This is a genomic window from Mycobacterium kyorinense (assembly GCF_002101735.1).
GTDB classification, from domain to species: Bacteria; Actinomycetota; Actinomycetes; order Mycobacteriales; family Mycobacteriaceae; genus Mycobacterium; species Mycobacterium kyorinense.
Map to the genome: position 1 here is coordinate 1 of NZ_LQPE01000106.1, position 17,285 is coordinate 17,285.

Below are 17,285 nucleotides of genomic sequence, written 5' to 3' on the forward strand. Positions count from 1 at the left end.
GGGTTCCAAAGTCCCATAGAGTGACCGGCGTGGCGGGCGACCCGACCCCATTTTCACGCCTGCGAGGCGGCCCCCGGAAGGGTCAGAGGGCTCGCGGGCAAAAGGGGGCTATACCACCAACGCGGAGGCGGCCTGTAGGTGTTTGACGGCGTCGGCGACGATCGTCTGGATGAGCTCGGCGCACGACGGCAGATCCTCGAGGATGCCGGCCACCTGACCGGACGCCAGCACACCGGCATCGGTGTTGCCCTCGACCAGCCCGGCCTTCAGCAGCATCGGAGTGTTGGCCGCCATCACCACCTGCGACCAGGTCAACTCCTTGCCGTGCCGCATCGCCAGGCCGTCGCGGATCATCGACCTCCAGGTCATCTGCGACATCTTCTTGAACTTGGCGGCATTGCGCACCGCCGCGGTGAAACCCCTTGCACGCGAGCCACTCTCCAGCTTCTCGACCAGACCGGTGCGCAGCACGCGGTGCGGCATGCCGTCGACGCGGGTGGTGACCACCGTGCCGTCGAGCCCGGCCTCCAGGTAGCGCCGTTTGACCGCATCGGGCACTGTCGAATCCGAGGTCAACAAGAACCGGGTGCCCATCGCCACCCCGGCGGCACCGTACGACAACGCGGCCGCAAGTCCCCGACCGTCGAAGAAGCCTCCGGCCGCAACCACCGGGATATCCACTGCGTCCAATACCGACGGCAACAGCAACGTCGTCGCCACCGGCCCGGTATGGCCGCCACCCTCGCCACCCTGCACGATCACCGCATCGGCACCCCACGACGCCACCTTGCGGGCGTGTTTGGCGGCGCCGACCGACGGAATCACCACCGAGCCGGCCTCTTTGAGCCGAGTGATCAACTCCTGCTTGGGCGCCAACGCGAACGACGCCACCTTGACGCCTTCGCGGATCATCAGGTCCACCCTGTCGCCGGCGTCGGCGGCGTCGGCGCGGATGTTGACACCGAACGGCTTGTCGGTGGCGGCCTTGACCTTGCCGATCGCCACAGCCAGTTCGTCCAAAGTCATCGTGGCCGACGCCAAGATGCCCAGCCCGCCGGCGTTGGCGGTCGCCGAGACCAGCCGGGCGCCGGCCACCCAGCCCATCCCGGTTTGCACCACCGGATGCTCGACGCCGACCAGCTCGGTCAGCGGCGTGCGCAGCCTCATGAACGTACCTCTTTGTCCCGCAACGATTTCGGGTCGATGACTTCGCGGATCAGCCGCAACTCGTCGATATCGGGAGGCCTGGTCTCGCCGGCCTCGTCCAGCCCGTGGATCTCGAACGACGTGGCTTCCCGCACGTCGTCGGGGGAGACGCCGGTATGCAGGCTCACCGCCCGCATCGTGTGGTCCGGACCGCCGAAGTCGAACACCCCGAGATTGGACACCACCCGGTGCACGTTGACGAACCGGAACGCCGGATTCTCGGGATTGACCTTGTCGTAGCCGATCCCGGAGACCACGTCGACGGATTCGCAGAACACCCGCTTGGAATGGTTGCCGACCCAGTAACTGGTGGCATGGTTGATCGTGTTGCCGGGAGCGCCGCGAACGCCGAACATCTGCCGCGTCGGATGCTGCAGAGGCCCGAACGCCGACAGGTTCTGATTGCCGTAGCGGTCCACCTGATTGGCGCCCATCACCACATGCCGTCGGCCCCAGGCCAGCGTCTCGAACACCCGCCCGAACGGCATCCAGCCCTCGACGGAACCGGCGGCGCCCAGCGCCGGGGTGTCCGCCAGCAGCTGTGCTTCGCCGTCGGTCAGCAGAATGTCGGGGGAGAACGTCAACCGGGCCAGCCGGGCACCGACCAGCGCCACGGTCGTCATCGGACTGATCATGATCTCGCCGGCGTCGCGGAACAGCTCGGCGCATGCGGTCACGCAGATTTCGGCTCGGGTGATCATGACTGTGCTCCAAACTTGCGGACCGCCTCCTGGTAGTCGGCTTCGCTGCCGGACAGATAGGTCGCCACAAAGTCGCGCCAACCCTCGTCGGTTCCGGCGGCCTCGACGTAGTGACGCTGAAACTTCTCGTCGCGGCCGTAATCCGGTGCGGCGGTGGTGAAGTGGGCGCCGCCGGGCGCTTCCACCACGGCGTCGACCATCATCCGGTTGATCAGCAGCGCCTGCGGCGGCACCGCCTTGACCAGCTCATCGGTGGGCACCAGGCGCTCGACCGACAGGTAGCGCTTCTCGGCGGCCATCAGATACAGGTCGTCGAAGTAGGGGTCGATCCCGGTGTAGGCCGCATTGCCACGGGCGTCGCCGAGGTTCATGTGCACGAACGCGGCGTCCAGGTTCAGCGCCGGCATCGCGATCAGGGTTTCGTGCCGGCCATCGGACGACGGGTACGGCGATGTGACCGTTTGCAATTCGCCCTCGAAGAAGTCCGGCACGGAACTGCCCAGCCCTGCGCGGATCGGCAGGAACGGCAGCCGCTGCGCCGCCGCCTGCAGCCCGCAGCGCAGCATCCCCTCGTCCATCTCGCGGGCCTCGATCAAGCCGTTCGTGCGCGCGCGAGCAAACCACGGGTCGTAGAACGGCGGCGAGTCCAGCGAGACGAAGCCGTAGTAGACCCGGCGCACCTTGCCCGCCGAGCACAGCAGCCCGACGTCCGGGCCGCCGTAGGTCACGACCGTCAAATCCGTGACGTCGGTGCGCAGAATCGCGCGCACGAACGCCATCGGCTTGCGCCGTGACCCCCAGCCGCCGATTCCGATCGTCATGCCGTTGCGCAGCCCGGCAACAGCCTCGTCCAAAGTGGTCAGTTTGTTGCTCATGACTTCTTCACAAATGCGTCGCGGTGCTCGTCGGAAACCCCGGCGAGGTTGAGTTCGAACGTAAAGCCTTGCTCCATGCGGTAACTCGAGTTGACCCGCTGCACGTCGATGAAGTTCAGCGCCTCCTTGGCGGCCCGGATCACCCGGGTGTCCTTGGCGGCAATGTCACGGGCTACCCGTAAGGCGGCCTCGTCCAACTGATCTCGCGGTACCACCTCGTGGACCGAGCCGAAGTGATGCAGGGTGGCGGCGTCGACGGTGGCCGCGGTGAAGAACAGCCGTCGCATCATGTGCTGCGGCACCAGCCGGGACAGGTGGGTGGCCGCCCCGAGCGCACCGCGTTCCACCTCTGGCAGCCCGAACGTCGCGTCGTCGGAGGCCACGATGACGTCGGCGTTGCCCACCAGCCCGATGCCGCCGCCGACGCAGAACCCGTTGACCGCGGCGATCACCGGGACCGAGCACTCGTAGACCGCTTTGAATGCCGCGAAGCAGCCGCGGTTCGCGTCGATCAAAGCGGTGTAGCCGTCGGTGCGCTGCATCTCCTTGATGTCGACGCCGGCGTTGAAGCCGCGGCCTTCGGCCCGCAGGATCACCGCGTGGGTGTCCGGGTTGTCGCCCGCGGCCGTCAGCGCGTCGGCCAGTTCGAACCAACCTTGCGACGGGATGGCGTTGACCGGGGGAAAGTCGACTGTGACGGCGACGATGCCCGGTTCTTTGACGGTGGACGTGATCGGCATTGCACTTCCTGGGGGTCGGCTACCTGAGCAAGCACTTGCTTGGTACGCTAGCACAGTGACCCGCGCCGAAGCAGACCCCGCGATCAACTTTGGACTGGCCGGCCGGGTGGTACTGGTGACCGGCGGCGTCCGGGGGGTGGGCGCCGGGATCAGCTCGGTTTTCGCCGGCCAGGGCGCGACGGTGGTGACCTGTGCGCGACGCGCCGTCGAGGGCCTGCCCTACGAGTTCCACAGCTGCGACATCCGCGACGACGACGCCGTCAAGGCGATGATCGACGCGGTCGTCGACCGGCACGGCCGCCTCGACGTCGTCGTCAACAACGCCGGCGGTTCGCCGTACGTGCTGACCGCCGATTCCAGCGCGAAGTTCAACCGCAAGATCATCGAGCTGAATCTTCTTGGCGCACTGTTCGTTTCACAACACGCCAACGACAGGATGCAAGCCCAGCAGCACGGCGGGACGATCGTCAACATCACCAGCGTCAGCGGGCGACGGCCCACGCCCGGGACCGCCGCGTACGGAGCGGCCAAGGCGGGCATGGAGAGCCTCACCCAGACGCTGGCGGTGGAATGGGCGCCGAAGGTCAGGGTGAACGCCCTCGTGGTCGGCATGGTGGAAACCGAACAGGCCGATCTGTTCTACGGCGACGCCGAGTCGATCGCCGCGATTTCGAAGAACGTGCCGCTCGGCCGTCTCGCCAAACCGGATGATGTCGGTTGGGCGGCAGCGTTTTTGGCGTCGGATGCGGCGTCCTACATCAGTGGCGCCACGTTGGAGGTCCACGGTGGCGGCGAGCCGCCGCACTACCTCGCCACGACTAGCGCGATCAAGTAGAGGAGACAACGGATATGGGTTTGCTCGACGGCCGAGTGGTCATCGTCACCGGAGCAGGCGGCGGTATCGGCCGCGCGCACGCACTGGCCTTCGCGGCCGAGGGAGCGCGAGTCGTCGTCAACGACATCGGCGTCGGCCTGGACGGTTCCCCGGCGAGCGGGGGCAGCGCGGCACAAAGCGTGGTCGACGAGATCACCGCTGCCGGTGGCGAAGCCGTCGCCAACGGGTCGAACGTCGCGGACTGGAATCAGGCGGCCGAGCTGATCCAGACCGCCGTCGACACCTTCGGCGGCCTGGACGTCCTGGTGAACAACGCCGGCATCGTGCGGGACAGGATGATCGCCAATACCAGCGAGGAGGAGTTCGACGCTGTCGTCGCCGTGCACCTCAAGGGCCACTTCGCCACGATGCGGCACGCCGCCTCGTACTGGCGGGGGCTGTCGAAGGCCGGCAAAAGCGTTGACGCGCGGATCATCAACACCAGTTCCGGTGCGGGCCTGCAGGGCAGCGTCGGGCAGGGCAACTACAGCGCCGCCAAGGCCGGCATCGCCACGCTGACCCTCGTCGGCGCCGTCGAGATGGGCCGCTACGGCGTCACCGTCAACGCGATCGCACCGTCGGCCCGGACCCGCATGACCGAGACCGTCTTCGCGGAGATGATGGCCAGGCCCGACGAGGGTTTCGACGCGATGGCGCCGGAGAACATTTCACCGCTTGTGGTGTGGCTGGGAAGCAGCGAGTCAAAGGACGTGACCGGCAAGGTCTTCGAGGTCGAGGGTGGCATCATTCGCGTCGCCGAAGGGTGGGCGCACGGCCCGCAGGTCGACAAGGGCGCGAAGTGGGATCCCGCCGAACTCGGACCCGTCGTCGCCGACCTGCTGGCCAAGTCGCGGCCGCCGGTCCCGGTCTACGGCGCCGGGGCGTAGCTCAGGGTTCGCACACCACCAACGGGATCACCCGGTCGGTGGCCTGGCGGTAACCGCGATACGGCGGATACATCCTGATCAGCGCCGGCCAATAGCGTTGCCGCTCTTCGTCGGTGGCGTCGCGGGCGGTCAGACGCAGCCGCTCGGCGCGGATCTGCACCTCGACGTTCGGATTGGCGTGGAGGTTGAGGTACCACGTCGGGTTTTCGGCGCGACCGCCGAAGGAGGCGGGAAGGATCACGCGGTCGCCGTCGCGTAGGTACAGCGTGGGCGTGGTCCGCGGCTCGCCGGTCTTGCGGCCGGTGGTGGTCAGCAGCGCCGCGGGGAACCACAAGAGTCTGGCGCCGAGCCGGCCGTTAGTACGCCGATACACCCAAATATGGGCGCGGGCAAAGTATTTCAGCAGTAAGGCGAGGACCCGCGAATTGCGAATCCAGTGTCGCCGGGTCACTCTGTTAGGGCTCGCAGACCACGATCGGGATGGTCCGGTCGGTCCATGACTGGTAATCCTCGAACGAGGAGTACATCTCGACCAACGAAGGCCAGTACTTGGCGCGCTCCTCCTCGGTGGCGTCGCGCGCGGTGAGGTCGAGCACCTCTTTTTTGATCTGAACCGAAACCTTGGGGTTGGCCTTGAGGTTGAGGTACCACATCGGGTTGTTGGCGCGGCCGCCGTGGGAGGCAACCAGCACCACGCGGTCGCCGTCGCGCAGGTACAGCAATGGACTCACCCGCGGCTGGCCCGTCTTGCGGCCGATCGTCGTCAACAATGCGACCGGCGCGCCCTGCAGGAACTTGCCGCCGAGCTTGCCGCCGGTCGCCTTGTACAGCAATGCATTAGTGCGTGACATCCACTTGATGAAGACGCCAGTGCCGGCGGAATTGAGTGCACGCGGCGGATTGGCCATCGGTAATCCCTATCGCTGGATGAACGGGCGGAGCCGAGCATGGATGTGGTGGATTGTGCCATCCGGGATCAGAAAGGTCTCGTCGACGTGCGCGCCCACCCGCCGGCCGCCGAGCGACGGCTTGGTGATCACGTCGAACCGCGCCCGCACCCGATCGCCGTCGACGCTGAACTGCGGTAGCGTGGTGGCCTCGATCAGCCGGAACTGCGGGCCGCGATTCAGGCTGCGGCGCAAATGATTTCCGGAGAATCCGGTCTTGATGCCTTGCTCGATCCGCACACAGCCCGGCGCGAACGGAACCGAGTCGCCGTCGTGGGTGACCAGCGCGTCGATGTAGGACTGCGCGGCCGCGATGCGGTCGGCGTCGGAAACTTGAGCCACTAGATCCGCTCGATGATGGTGCCGGTGGACAGTGCGCCTCCGGCGCACATGGTGATCAGCGCGGTGCTCTGGTCCGACCGCTCCAGCTCGTGCAGCGCGGTGGTGATCAGCCGGCTGCCGGTGCACCCCACCGGATGGCCCAGCGCAATAGCGCCGCCGTTGACGTTGACCCGGGCCATGTCGGCGTTGTGCACCCGCGCCCAGGACAACACCACCGACGCGAACGCCTCGTTGATCTCGACAATGTCGATGTCGCCCATCTTCATGCCGGCCTTCTCCAGAACCTTGGCCGTCGACTGCACCGGGCCGTCCAGGTGGTAGTAGGGCTCGGCGCCGACGTTGGCCTGGCTGATGATCCGGGCGCGGGGCTTCAGACCGAGCGCTTTGGCTTTGTCTTCGTCCATCCACAGCACCGCCGCGGCGCCGTCGGAGATCTGCGAGGACGTGCCCGCGGTGTGGATACCGCCGTCGAGCACCGGCTTCAGCTGCGAGAGGCCTTCCAGCGTGGTGTCGCGCAGACCCTGGTCGCGGCTGACCATGTGCCGCTCGCTGGTGGGTTGCTTGTTCTCGTCGAGCACCGGCGCCTCGATCGGCGAGATCTCCCGGTCGAAGCGGCCCTCGTCCCACGCCTGCTTGGCCTTTAGCTGTGAGGCCAACCCGAACTCGTCGATGTCTTCCCGGGTGATGCCGCGGCGCTTGGCGATGCGCTCGGCGGCCTCGAACTGGTTGGGCATGTCGATGTCCCACGATTCGGCGCGCCAGTTGCGGTCCGGGCCGGCGTTGGCGCCCAGCCCGACGCGGCTCATCGCCTCGATGCCGCAGGCGATGCCGATGTCGATGGCGCCGGCCGCGATCAGCCCCGCGATCAAGTGGTTGGCCTGCTGGCCGCTGCCGCACTGGCAGTCGACGGTGGTGGCGCCGACCGCTTCGGGCAAACCCGCGGTCAGCCAGGCGGTGCGGCTGATGTTGTTGGACTGCTCGGCGTACTGGGTGACGCAGCCACCGATCACCTGCTCGACGGCACCGGCGTCGATGCCGGCCTTCTGTACCAGGGCCTTTTGCACCGAGCCCAGCAGCTCGGTGGCATGCAGCCCCGACAGCCAGCCGTTGCGTTTACCGATGGGGCTGCGAGTGGCTTCGACGATTACCGGGTTACCCATGCGGTCAGGCTAGAACACGTTTCATTACTCTGACAAGCGACGATGCGTTCACACCTTTTGGTCTGCGGTGAAGCCGTGTTTTACTGGCACTAGAACACGTTGCAATGAGGAGCTGTACCGATGCCTACCCCTAAACTTGCCCCCGGGTTCGACTTCCTCGATCCTGACATCAACGTCAAGGGCCTACCCGTCAAGGAGCTTGCCGAGCTGCGCAAGTCGCAGCCCATCTTCTGGGTGGACGTTCCGGGCGGGACCGGCGGCTTCGGGGACAAGGGCTACTGGGCGATCACCAAGCACAAGGACGTCAAGGAGGTCTCGGTCCGCAGCGACGTCTTCTCCTCTCAGCAGGACTGCGCCATCCCGGTCTGGCCGCACACGATGACGCGAGAGCAAATCGACCTGCAACGCAACGTCATGCTCAACATGGACGCGCCGCATCACACCCGGCTGCGCAAGATCATCTCGCGCGGGTTCACTCCGCGCGCCATCGGACGGCTGCGCGACGAACTCGATGCTCGCGCGCAGAGCATCGCCAAGACCGCCGCCGCGGCGGGGACCGGTGACTTCGTCGAGCAGGTGTCGTGCGAGCTGCCGCTGCAGGCGATCGCCGGTCTGCTGGGCGTGCCCCAGGACGACCGGGACAAGATCTTCCGCTGGTCCAACGAGATGACCGGCAACGAGGACCCCGAGTACGCGCATATCGACCCCGCGATGTCGTCGGCCGAGCTGATCATGTACGCGATGAAGATGGCCGAGGAGCGCGCCAAGAATCCCGGGGAAGACATTGTCACGCAGTTGATTCAGGCCGACATCGACGGCGAGAAGCTCTCCGACGACGAGTTCGGGTTCTTCGTCGTGATGCTTGCGGTCGCCGGTAACGAGACCACCCGCAACTCCATCACCCACGGCATGATCGCGTTCTCGGAGTACCCGGACCAGTGGGAGCTGTTCAAGAGGGAGCGCCCGGAGACGGCGCCCGACGAAATCGTCCGGTGGGCCACCCCGGTCACCGCGTTCCAGCGCACCGCTCTCGAGGACTACGAGCTCTCCGGTGTGCAGATCAAGAAGGGCCAGCGGGTGGTGATGTTCTACCGCTCGGCCAACTTTGACGAAGAAGTCTTCGAGGACCCGTTCACGTTCAACATCTTGCGCAACCCCAACCCGCACGTCGGCTTCGGTGGCACCGGGGCGCATTACTGCATCGGCGCTAACCTGGCCCGGATGACAATCAGCTTGATCTTCAACGCGGTCGCCGACCACATGCCCGACCTCAAGCCATTGTCGACGCCCGAGCGGCTGCGGTCGGGATGGCTCAACGGCATCAAGCACTGGCAGGTCGACTACACCGGCAAGTGCCCGGTGGTGCACTGATGGATTTCACCCTCGACCCGGCGCAGCAGGCTGTCGCCGACGTGGTCACGTCGGTGCTGGACCGCGATTTGAGCTGGGACGCATTGGTTTCCGGTGGCGTGACGGCATTGCCGGTGCCGGAACGACTGGGCGGCGACGGGGTGGGCCTGGCTGAAGTTGCGACGGCGCTGACCGAGATCGGCCGCCGAGGCTTCGTCGGGCCGGCCCTGGCCACCCTCGGGCTCGGCGCCGTGCCGCTGCTGGACTTGGCCTCCGACGAGCAGCAGGACCGCTACCTCGCTGGCCTGGCCAAGGGTTCTGTACTGACCGCCGCGCTGAACGAGCCCGGTTCCGCGCTTCCGGAGCGGCCCGCCGTGGTGCTTGCCGGTAACCGGTTGTCCGGCACCAAGATCGGTGTCGGCTATGCCGAGCAAGCCGAGTGGCTGGTCGTCACGGCCGACAGCGGCGTCGCCGTCGTCTCGCCCAAGGCCGACGGTGTGCAGCTGGTGCACACCCCGACCTCCAACGGATCCGACGAGTATGCGGTGACGTTTGTCGATGCGCAGGTCGACGGTGTGCTGGACGGGGCCAGCGCGCATCGGGTCAACCAGCTTGCCCTGGCGGCGATCGGTGCCTACGTGGCCGGGTTGGTGGCCGGCGCGCTGCGGCTGACCGCCGACTACGTGGCCAACAGGCACCAGTTCGGCAAGCCGCTCTCGACGTTCCAGACGGTCGCCGCGCAGCTCGCCGAGGTCTACATCGCTTCGCGGACAATCGATTTGGCGTCGACCTCGGTCGTTTGGCGGCTTTCCGAGGGCCGCGACGCCGACGACGACCTCGACGTGCTCGGCTACTGGATCACGTCGCAGGCGCCGCCGGTGATGCAGATCTGCCACCACTTACACGGCGGGATGGGCATGGACATCACCTATCCGATGCCGCGGTACTACTCCACGATCAAGGACCTGACCCGGTTGCTGGGCGGGCCGTCGCATCGTCTCGACCTGGTAGGGGCGCAATGTTCGTCGATCTGACGCCGGAGCAGCGGCAGCTGCAAGCCGAGCTGCGGCAATACTTTTCGAATCTGATCTCGCCCGACGAGCGCAGGGCGATGGAGTCCGACCGGCACAACGAGGCGTACCGTGCGGTGATCCGGCGGATGGGCCGCGACGGCAAGCTCGGGGTGGGATGGCCAAAGGAGTTCGGCGGCTTAGGTTTCGGCCCGATCGAGCAGCAGATCTTCGTCAACGAAGCGCATCGAGCCGACGTGCCGCTGCCCGCGGTGACGCTGCAGACCGTCGGGCCCACCCTGCAGATCTACGGCAGCGAGATGCAGAAGAAGAAGTTCCTGCCGGCGATCCTGGCGGGCGAGGTGCACTTCGCGATCGGCTACACCGAGCCGGAGGCGGGCACCGACCTGGCTTCGTTGCGCACCACGGCGGTTCGCCACGGCGACGAGTACATCGTCAACGGCCAGAAGATCTTCACCACCGGCGCGCATGACGCCGACTACATCTGGCTGGCCTGCCGCACCGACCCGGATGCGGTGAAGCACAAGGGCATTTCGATCCTGATCGTCGACACCCAGGACCCCGGCTACTCCTGGACGCCGATCATCCTGTCCGACGGCGCCCACCACACCAACGCCACCTACTACAACGACGTCCGGGTGCCGGCCGACATGCTGGTCGGTGAGGAGAACGGCGGATGGCGGTTGATCACCACCCAGCTCAACAACGAGCGGGTGATGCTCGGCCCAGCCGGCCGGTTCGCCAGCATCTACGACCGGGTGCACGCGTGGGCGTCCAAGCCGGGCGGCGACGGCGTCACGCCGATCGACCACGACGACGTCAAGCGCGCGCTGGGCGAGATTCATTCGATCTGGCGGATCAACGAATTGCTCAACTGGCAGGTGGCCGCCGCCGGCGAGGACATCAACGTGGCCGACGCCGCCGCCACCAAAGTCTTTGGCACCGAGCGGGTTCAGTATGTCGGTCGGCTCGCCGAGGAAATCGTCGGCCGCTACGGCAACCCCGCCGAGCCGGAGACCGCGGAGCTGCTGAGCTGGCTGGATGCCCAGACCAAGCGCAACCTGGTTATCACCTTCGGGGGTGGCGTGAACGAAGTGATGCGGGAAATGATCGCCGCCTCGGGTCTCAAGGTGCCGAGGGTGCCGCGATGAGCGACTTTGACGCCGCCGTCGAACAGGTCAAAGCCGCGGGCAAGAGCAAGCCGCGCCTGGGCCGGGATCCGGTGAACCTGCCGATGATCCACCACTGGGTCGACGCAATGGGTGATGCGAACCCGATCTACGTCGACGAGGCGGCGGCGAAGGCTGCCGGGCACCCGGGAATTGTCGCGCCGCCGGCGATGATTCAGGTCTGGACGATGATGGGCCTGGGCGGTGTTCGGCCCGACGATGACCCGCTGGGCCGCATCATCACGTTGTTCGACGACGCCGGCTACGTCGGGGTCGTCGCGACCAACTGCGAGCAGACCTACCACCGGTACTTGCGGCCGGGCGAAGAGGTCAGTGTCAGTGCCGAGCTCACCGACGTGGTCGGCCCGAAGCAGACCGCGCTGGGCGAAGGCTACTTCATCAACCAGCACATCACCTGGCAGGTCGGCGACGAGGACGTCGCCGAAATGAATTGGCGCATCCTGAAATTCCGGCCGCGTGAGGCAGACAAACCGGCGGTGCCCGACGACCTCGACCCGGCTGCGCTGATGCGGCCGGCGTCGTCGAAGGACACCCAGTTCTTCTGGGACGGCGTGAAAGCGCACGAGTTGCGGATCCAGAAGCGCGCCGACGGCAGCCTGCAGCACCCGCCGGTGCCCGCGGTGTGGCAGGACGCTAAAAAAGAGGTGGCGCCATCGGATTATCTCGTGGCCAGCGGCAAGGGCACGGTGTTCAGCTTCGTGGTGCACCACGCGCCGAAGGTGCCCGGCCGGACGCTGCCGTTCGTCATCGCGCTGGTCGAACTCGAGGAGGGGGTGCGGATGCTCGGTGAGCTGCGCGGGGTCGATCCGTCGCGCGTGGAGATCGGAATGCCGGTCCGGGCAACGTATATCGACTTCCCGGACTGGACACTGTATGCGTGGGAGCCGGACGAATGACCGCTGTGGGTACCACGCTGCCCGAGTTGAAGCTCTACGGCGACCCGACGTTCATCGTGTCGACGGCGCTGGCCACCCGGGATTTCCAGGATGTCCACCACGACCGGGACAAGGCTCAGGCCAAGGGGTCCAAAGACATCTTCGTCAACATCCTCACCGACACCGGCTTGGTGCAGCGCTACATCACCGACTGGGCCGGCCCGTCGGCGGTCATCAAGTCGATCGGCTTGCGGCTCGGTGTGCCGTGGTATGCCTACGACACCGTGACCTTCTCCGGAGAGGTAACCGCCGTCGAGGATGGCCTGATCACCGTGAAAGTGGTGGGCCGCAACAGCCTTGGCGATCACGTGATTGCCACGGCCACACTGACGATGGGGGGCGCGTGATGTTGTCCGGCAAAGCCGCCATCGTCGGGATCGGCGCCACCGACTTCTCCAAGAACTCCGGCCGCAGCGAGCTGCGGTTGGCCGCCGAGGCGGTGGCTGACGCCCTCGACGACGCCGGTCTTGCGCCGTCGGATGTCGACGGGCTGACCACGTTCACGATGGACACCAACACCGAGGTGGCCGTCGCGCGGGCGGCCGGAATCGGTGAGCTGAAGTTCTTTTCGAAGATCCACTATGGCGGCGGCGCGGCCTGCGCGACCATTCAGCAGGCCGCGATGGCCGTCGCCACCGGAATCGCCGACGTCGTAGTCGCCTACCGGGCATTCAACGAGCGGTCCGGCATGCGATTCGGACAGGTGCAGACCCGGCTGACCGAGAACGCCGACTCCACGGGTGTCGACAACTCGTTCTCGTATCCGCACGGCCTTTCCACGCCCGCCGCTCAGGTGGCGATGATCGCCAAGCGCTACATGCACCTATCCGGTGCGACCAGCCGCGACTTCGGCGCCATCTCGGTGGCCGACCGCAAGCATGCCGCCAAGAATCCCAAGGCCTACTTCTACGAGAAGCCGATCACCATTGAGGACCACCAGAATTCGCGGTGGATCGCCGAACCGCTGCGGCTACTGGACTGCTGCCAGGAAACCGATGGCGCGGTCGCGATCGTGGTGACGTCGGTCGAGCGGGCAAAGGACCTCAAGCACCGGCCGGCTGTGATCGAGGCCGCGGCGCAGGGCTCCAGCCCCGACCAGTACACGATGGTCAGCTACTACCGGCCCGAGCTCGACGGCCTGCCGGAGATGGGTCTGGTCGGCAAGCAGCTGTGGGCGCAGTCGGGGCTCAAGCCGACCGACATTCAGACCGCGGTGCTCTACGACCACTTCACCCCGTTCACGCTGATTCAGTTGGAGGAGTTGGGATTCTGCGGCTGGGGTGAGGCCAAGGACTTCATCGCCGACGGCGCGATAGAGATCGGGGGACGGTTGCCGATCAACACCCACGGCGGTCAGCTCGGCGAGGCCTACATCCACGGCATGAATGGAATCGCCGAGGGCGTGCGGCAATTGCGCGGCACCTCGGTGAACCAGGTCGACGGCGTCGAGCATGTGCTCGTCACCGCTGGCACCGGCGTCCCCACGTCGGGCCTGATCCTGGGCTAACCCGCGCCGAGCGTAACGCCAGGGCGAAGTCGAGCCGGAAATCCCGCCGTGGCGTTACGCTCGCGGACGTGTCGGTGCGCGGATGCACACTCCATGCGTGGGGGAGCCATTCATCGGAAGTGAGGCACTCGCTGCCGGCTGGCTGACGCGGCATCGGCTTCGTACGCATTTCGTCACGCTCCATCAAGACGTGTACGTCCGCAAAGGTTCGAGCTGACGGCGGTGGTGCGGGCGAAGGCATGCTGGTTGCGGTCTCGGCGTCGCGGCATTCTCGCCGGCTACTCGGCGTCGGCGCTGCACGGAGCACGGTGGATCGACTCCCGGCGGCCTGCCACGATCATCGACACCAACCGGCGGCGCGCGCCCGGTGTCGAAGTGTGGGAGCAGCTGATCGAGCCCGACGAAATCTGCCTCATCGGCGCGATGCGCGTCACCACGCCCGCGCGCACCGCCCTCGACCTTGCCTGCCGGTATCCCGTAGACGAGGCTGTAGCGGCGATCGACTCACTGGCCCGGGCTACCCGGCTCAAGCTGGGCGAACTCGATGTCCTTGTCGAGCGCCACAAGGGCTCGCGGGGCATCAGGCGGGCCCGCAGGGCCCTGGACCTCGTCGACGCGGGTGCGGAGTCACCGCGAGAGACGTGGCTGCGGCTGTTGCTCATCCGTGCTGGCTTTCCACGTCCCCGAACTCAGATCCCGGTTTACAACGAATATGGCGTTTTGATCGGGGAGGTCGACACCGGATGGGAGGAAATCAAGGTAGCCGTCGAATACGAGGGCGACCACCATTGGAAGAGCCGCTGGCAGTTCGTCAAGGACGTCAGGCGACTCGAGGCGTTGACCGAAGCAGGTTGGATCGTCGTTCGCGTGACTGCAGAGGACACCCCCGCCACCGTCGAGCGTCGGGTGGCCGCCGCCCGGACCCGTCGACTGTAACGGGGGGCGGGAAATGACGCGAAATCCCGCCGTGGCGTTACGCTCGGCGCAAAGGCCGGCTAGGCCGGGACCAGCTCCACGCCGGACAGCACTACCGCGTTCTCGCGGCCAGGTGCGACGACGCTGGCCAGCAGCCGGCCGTCTTCCTTCCACACACCGGCCCGCAAGGTCTCACCCGGGAACACCACGCCCGCGAAGCGGGCGCCGTAAGAGGCCACCCGGCTGACGTCGCTGTCCAGACAGGCGTCGACGACTGCTTTGCAGGTGATGCCGAAGGTGCACAACCCGTGCAGGATCGGCTTGGGAAACCCTGCGGCGGCAGCGAATTCGGGGTCGGAGTGCAGCGGATTGCGATCCCCGCACAACCGGTAGAGCAACGCCTGCTGCGGCAGCGTCGGCATCTCCAGCTCGACGTCCGGTGCGCGTTCGGGCGCGGAAACCGACGTCGACGGTCCGCGCTCGCCGCCGAATCCGCCCTCGCCGCGGGCGAAAATCGAGCGTCGCTGTGTCCACAGCGGCGACCCGTCCGACGCGGTCACCGACGTTTCCAGCACGACGACCGCGGCCTTGCCCTTGTCCCACACCTCGACGATCCGGCTGACGGCGCGGGCACTGCCCGACGGCGGCAACGGCGCGGGCACGCTCACCTGCTCGGAGGCGTGCAGAATCTTGGCCAGGTCGATGTCGACGCCCGGCCAGCTGACCTTCGGCGGCTCGATGTCGTTGAAGGAGGCCGCGACGCAGCCGAAGGTGGGCAGCACCTGCGGCTTGTGATCTATCACGTAGCTCAGCTCGCGGGGATTCATCGGGTCTGCGCCGGCTCCCAGCGCGAGGTTGTAGAGCTGCACATTGCCGGCTGTCCACGAGAATTCGACGTCACCGAACTCGGCGCCCAGTGCGACGTCCGGATTGATCGGCATGTCAGGCCTCCCCTGCGATGTGTAGCGCGGCCAAGTACCCGAACGTCATCGCCGGGCCGATGGTTCCACCCGGACCGGGATACGTGTGACCCATCACCGGAGCACTGACATTACCTGCAGCATAAAGCCCTTCGATGACGCTGCCGTCGTCGCGCAATGCTCGCCCGTGCACGTCGGTGCGGATACCACCCTTGGTGCCCAGATCCCCGGGCACCATCTTGGCGGCGTAGTACGGCGGGTGGCTGATCTCGCCGAGATTCGGGTTGGGTTTGTTGGTCGGGTCGCCGTAGTAACGGTCGTAGGCGCTTTCGCCGCGGTGGTAGTCCTCGTCGACACCCGAGCGCGCAAACCCGTTGAACCGCTGGACGGTCGCGACAAACTCGTCAGCCGGCAGACCGGCCTTGGAAGCAAGCTCCTCCAAACTCGGGGCCGAGACGATGACGCCGGATTCCATCCACTTGCGCGGAATGCGTTGGCCCGGCTGCAAACCCGCGAAAATGTAGCGGTCCCGGTACTGCTGGTCGAAGATCAGCCAGGCCGGAATGTTCTCGCCGGGTCCGGGCCCCTGGCCGTGTTCCCCGCCGTACATGTGGTGAACGGCTTCGACGTAGGGCATCGACTCGTTCATGAATCGCTTGCCGGACATGTTCACGATGATCGAGCCCGGCGAGTTGCGCTCCGACAGCGCGAACCACGGTGCACCCACCAGCGGAACCGTCGGGCCCCACCACGCGTCTTCCATCAGTTCCAAAGTGGCGCCCAGCTTTTCGGCGGCCACAATCCCGTCACCGGTGTTGGCTGCGGCGCCCACGGTCCACTCTGTGCTGATCGGCGCACGCTGGTATTTGACCCGCATCTGCTCGTTGTGTTCGAAACCGCCGCAGGCCAGGATCACCCCGCGCCGGGCCCGGATCAGCTCGCCGTCGTTGACGTAGACCCCGCGCACCACGCCGTCCTCGACGTAGAGATCCGTCAGGGCCGTGTTGAGCCGTACCGGAACCCCGGCCTCCCGCAACCCGATTCGCAGCGGGGCGATCAACGCGCGGCCCATCCCGACGAGGTTCTTACCGGTTGCCTTGGCCCACATGGTGCGCGCGCCGACCTTGAGGCTGCGCAGCACGCCGCGCGGGTGCCGCTTCAGCTGGTTCAGCCGCACGTAGTCCTGTTGCATGACAACCACATTCAGCGGGACCTTGCCGTACGGCGGCTCCAGCGCGGGCAGATCGGGCCCGAGCTTGTTGGCGTCGAATGGCTTGGGCTCGATCGAACGGCCGCCCGGCCGCCCGCCCGGGGCCTCCGGGTAGTAGTCGGAGTAGCCGGGCACCCAGCACATCTTCAGTGGTGTGTGCTTGAGCACGAACGACAGCATTTCGGGGCCGCGCTGCAAATAGGTGTCGATGCGTTCCGGCTCGACGATGTCTCCGATGATCCCGTGCAGGTACGTACGGGCCGCCTCGGGGGTGTCGGTGACGCCGTCGCGCTTGAGCACCTCGTTGTTCGGAATCCAGACGCCGCCACCCGAGCGCGCGGTAGAGCCGCCGTAATGACCGGCCTTCTCGATGACTATGGTCTTAAGACCTCGGTGAGCGGCGGCGAGGGCAGCAACCATGCCGGCGCCGCCACTTCCGACCACGACGACGTCGAACTCCTGAGCTGTCATGTAGAACACGTTATAGAATTGCCC

At 66.5% G+C, this 17,285-nt stretch carries 18 protein-coding genes and 1 pseudogene; 9 read left to right on the plus strand and 10 right to left on the minus strand.

What is annotated here, in order from left to right:
• Positions 1-108: 108 nt before the first annotated feature.
• Genes ipdC through echA20 form a run of 4 tightly spaced genes read right to left on the minus strand, consistent with a single transcriptional unit; the run spans position 109 to position 3,522 of the window.
• Positions 109-1,167 carry a (3aS,4S,5R,7aS)-5-hydroxy-7a-methyl-1-oxo-octahydro-1H-indene-4-carboxyl-CoA dehydrogenase gene (gene ipdC, locus AWC14_RS12465; protein WP_045377391.1) on the minus strand — a complete coding sequence of 353 codons (1,059 nt, stop codon included), beginning with the start codon at positions 1,165-1,167 and terminating at the stop codon, positions 109-111.
• Positions 1,164-1,907 carry a cholesterol ring-cleaving hydrolase subunit IpdB gene (ipdB, locus tag AWC14_RS12470; RefSeq protein WP_045377388.1) on the minus strand — a complete coding sequence of 248 codons (744 nt, stop codon included), beginning with the start codon at positions 1,905-1,907 and terminating at the stop codon, positions 1,164-1,166. The genes ipdC and ipdB overlap by 4 nt, the downstream gene beginning before the upstream one ends.
• Positions 1,904-2,782 (minus strand): cholesterol ring-cleaving hydrolase subunit IpdA, encoded by an 879-nt coding sequence (gene ipdA / locus AWC14_RS12475; protein ID WP_045377385.1) that lies wholly within the window; start codon positions 2,780-2,782, stop codon positions 1,904-1,906. The genes ipdB and ipdA overlap by 4 nt, the downstream gene beginning before the upstream one ends.
• Positions 2,779-3,522, minus strand: coding sequence for a (7aS)-7a-methyl-1,5-dioxo-2,3,5,6,7,7a-hexahydro-1H-indene-carboxyl-CoA hydrolase (gene echA20, locus AWC14_RS12480; protein WP_045377382.1), 744 nt, complete (start codon positions 3,520-3,522; stop codon positions 2,779-2,781). Before echA20 ends, ipdA begins: the two co-directional genes overlap by 4 nt.
• Before the next feature lie 55 nt (positions 3,523-3,577).
• Between echA20 and AWC14_RS12485 the strand changes: the two genes are divergently transcribed.
• Positions 3,578-4,357, plus strand: a complete 780-nt coding sequence (locus AWC14_RS12485; RefSeq protein WP_162267195.1) for an SDR family oxidoreductase — start codon at positions 3,578-3,580, stop codon at positions 4,355-4,357.
• 14 nt (positions 4,358-4,371) lie between these two features.
• On the plus strand, positions 4,372-5,283 hold the full coding sequence (locus AWC14_RS12490; protein ID WP_045377379.1) for an SDR family oxidoreductase: 912 nt from the start codon (positions 4,372-4,374) through the stop codon (positions 5,281-5,283).
• A gap of 1 nt (position 5,284) precedes the next feature.
• On the opposite strand, the gene AWC14_RS12495 is transcribed toward AWC14_RS12490, so the two are convergent.
• Genes AWC14_RS12495 through AWC14_RS12510 form a run of 4 tightly spaced genes read right to left on the minus strand, consistent with a single transcriptional unit; the run spans position 5,285 to position 7,732 of the window.
• The gene (locus tag AWC14_RS12495) at positions 5,285-5,734 is read right to left on the minus strand and encodes a nitroreductase family deazaflavin-dependent oxidoreductase (protein WP_045377376.1); all 450 of its coding nucleotides are present in this window, start codon (positions 5,732-5,734) and stop codon (positions 5,285-5,287) included.
• Between the two features lie 4 nt (positions 5,735-5,738).
• On the minus strand, positions 5,739-6,191 hold the full coding sequence (locus AWC14_RS12500) for a nitroreductase family deazaflavin-dependent oxidoreductase (protein ID WP_045377373.1): 453 nt from the start codon (positions 6,189-6,191) through the stop codon (positions 5,739-5,741).
• 9 nt (positions 6,192-6,200) lie between these two features.
• Positions 6,201-6,572 (minus strand): DUF8021 domain-containing protein, encoded by a 372-nt coding sequence (locus AWC14_RS12505; RefSeq protein WP_045377370.1) that lies wholly within the window; start codon positions 6,570-6,572, stop codon positions 6,201-6,203.
• Positions 6,572-7,732, minus strand: a complete 1,161-nt coding sequence (locus AWC14_RS12510; protein ID WP_045377367.1) for a steroid 3-ketoacyl-CoA thiolase — start codon at positions 7,730-7,732, stop codon at positions 6,572-6,574. The genes AWC14_RS12505 and AWC14_RS12510 overlap by 1 nt, the downstream gene beginning before the upstream one ends.
• Before the next feature lie 120 nt (positions 7,733-7,852).
• Between AWC14_RS12510 and AWC14_RS12515 the strand changes: the two genes are divergently transcribed.
• The 7 genes and pseudogenes from AWC14_RS12515 (at position 7,853) to AWC14_RS12545 (ending at position 14,681) form a co-directional block, all read left to right on the plus strand.
• Positions 7,853-9,103: a cytochrome P450 gene (locus AWC14_RS12515; protein WP_045377364.1), complete on the plus strand. Its 1,251-nt coding sequence runs from the start codon at positions 7,853-7,855 to the stop codon at positions 9,101-9,103.
• Positions 9,103-10,116, plus strand: coding sequence for an acyl-CoA dehydrogenase family protein (locus AWC14_RS12520; RefSeq protein ID WP_045377435.1), 1,014 nt, complete (start codon positions 9,103-9,105; stop codon positions 10,114-10,116). Before AWC14_RS12515 ends, AWC14_RS12520 begins: the two co-directional genes overlap by 1 nt.
• Positions 10,101-11,264 carry an acyl-CoA dehydrogenase FadE29 gene (fadE29, locus tag AWC14_RS12525; RefSeq protein WP_045377361.1) on the plus strand — a complete coding sequence of 388 codons (1,164 nt, stop codon included), beginning with the start codon at positions 10,101-10,103 and terminating at the stop codon, positions 11,262-11,264. Before AWC14_RS12520 ends, fadE29 begins: the two co-directional genes overlap by 16 nt.
• Positions 11,261-12,199, plus strand: coding sequence for a bifunctional MaoC family dehydratase N-terminal/OB-fold nucleic acid binding domain-containing protein (locus AWC14_RS12530; protein ID WP_057003278.1), 939 nt, complete (start codon positions 11,261-11,263; stop codon positions 12,197-12,199). Before fadE29 ends, AWC14_RS12530 begins: the two co-directional genes overlap by 4 nt.
• Positions 12,196-12,585: a MaoC family dehydratase gene (locus AWC14_RS12535; protein WP_045377358.1), complete on the plus strand. Its 390-nt coding sequence runs from the start codon at positions 12,196-12,198 to the stop codon at positions 12,583-12,585. The genes AWC14_RS12530 and AWC14_RS12535 overlap by 4 nt, the downstream gene beginning before the upstream one ends.
• The gene (locus AWC14_RS12540; protein WP_045377354.1) at positions 12,585-13,745 is read left to right on the plus strand and encodes a lipid-transfer protein; all 1,161 of its coding nucleotides are present in this window, start codon (positions 12,585-12,587) and stop codon (positions 13,743-13,745) included. The genes AWC14_RS12535 and AWC14_RS12540 overlap by 1 nt, the downstream gene beginning before the upstream one ends.
• Before the next feature lie 97 nt (positions 13,746-13,842).
• A pseudogene (locus AWC14_RS12545) lies at positions 13,843-14,681 on the plus strand (hypothetical protein).
• 59 nt (positions 14,682-14,740) lie between these two features.
• Here the strand turns inward: AWC14_RS12545 and AWC14_RS12550 are convergent.
• Positions 14,741-15,601 carry a MaoC/PaaZ C-terminal domain-containing protein gene (locus tag AWC14_RS12550; RefSeq protein ID WP_045377351.1) on the minus strand — a complete coding sequence of 287 codons (861 nt, stop codon included), beginning with the start codon at positions 15,599-15,601 and terminating at the stop codon, positions 14,741-14,743.
• A 1-nt stretch (position 15,602) separates the two neighbouring features.
• A complete protein-coding gene (kstD, locus tag AWC14_RS12555; protein WP_057003279.1) occupies positions 15,603-17,261 on the minus strand; it encodes a 3-oxosteroid 1-dehydrogenase in 1,659 nt (552 codons plus the stop codon).
• Positions 17,262-17,285: the final 24 nt, after the last annotated feature.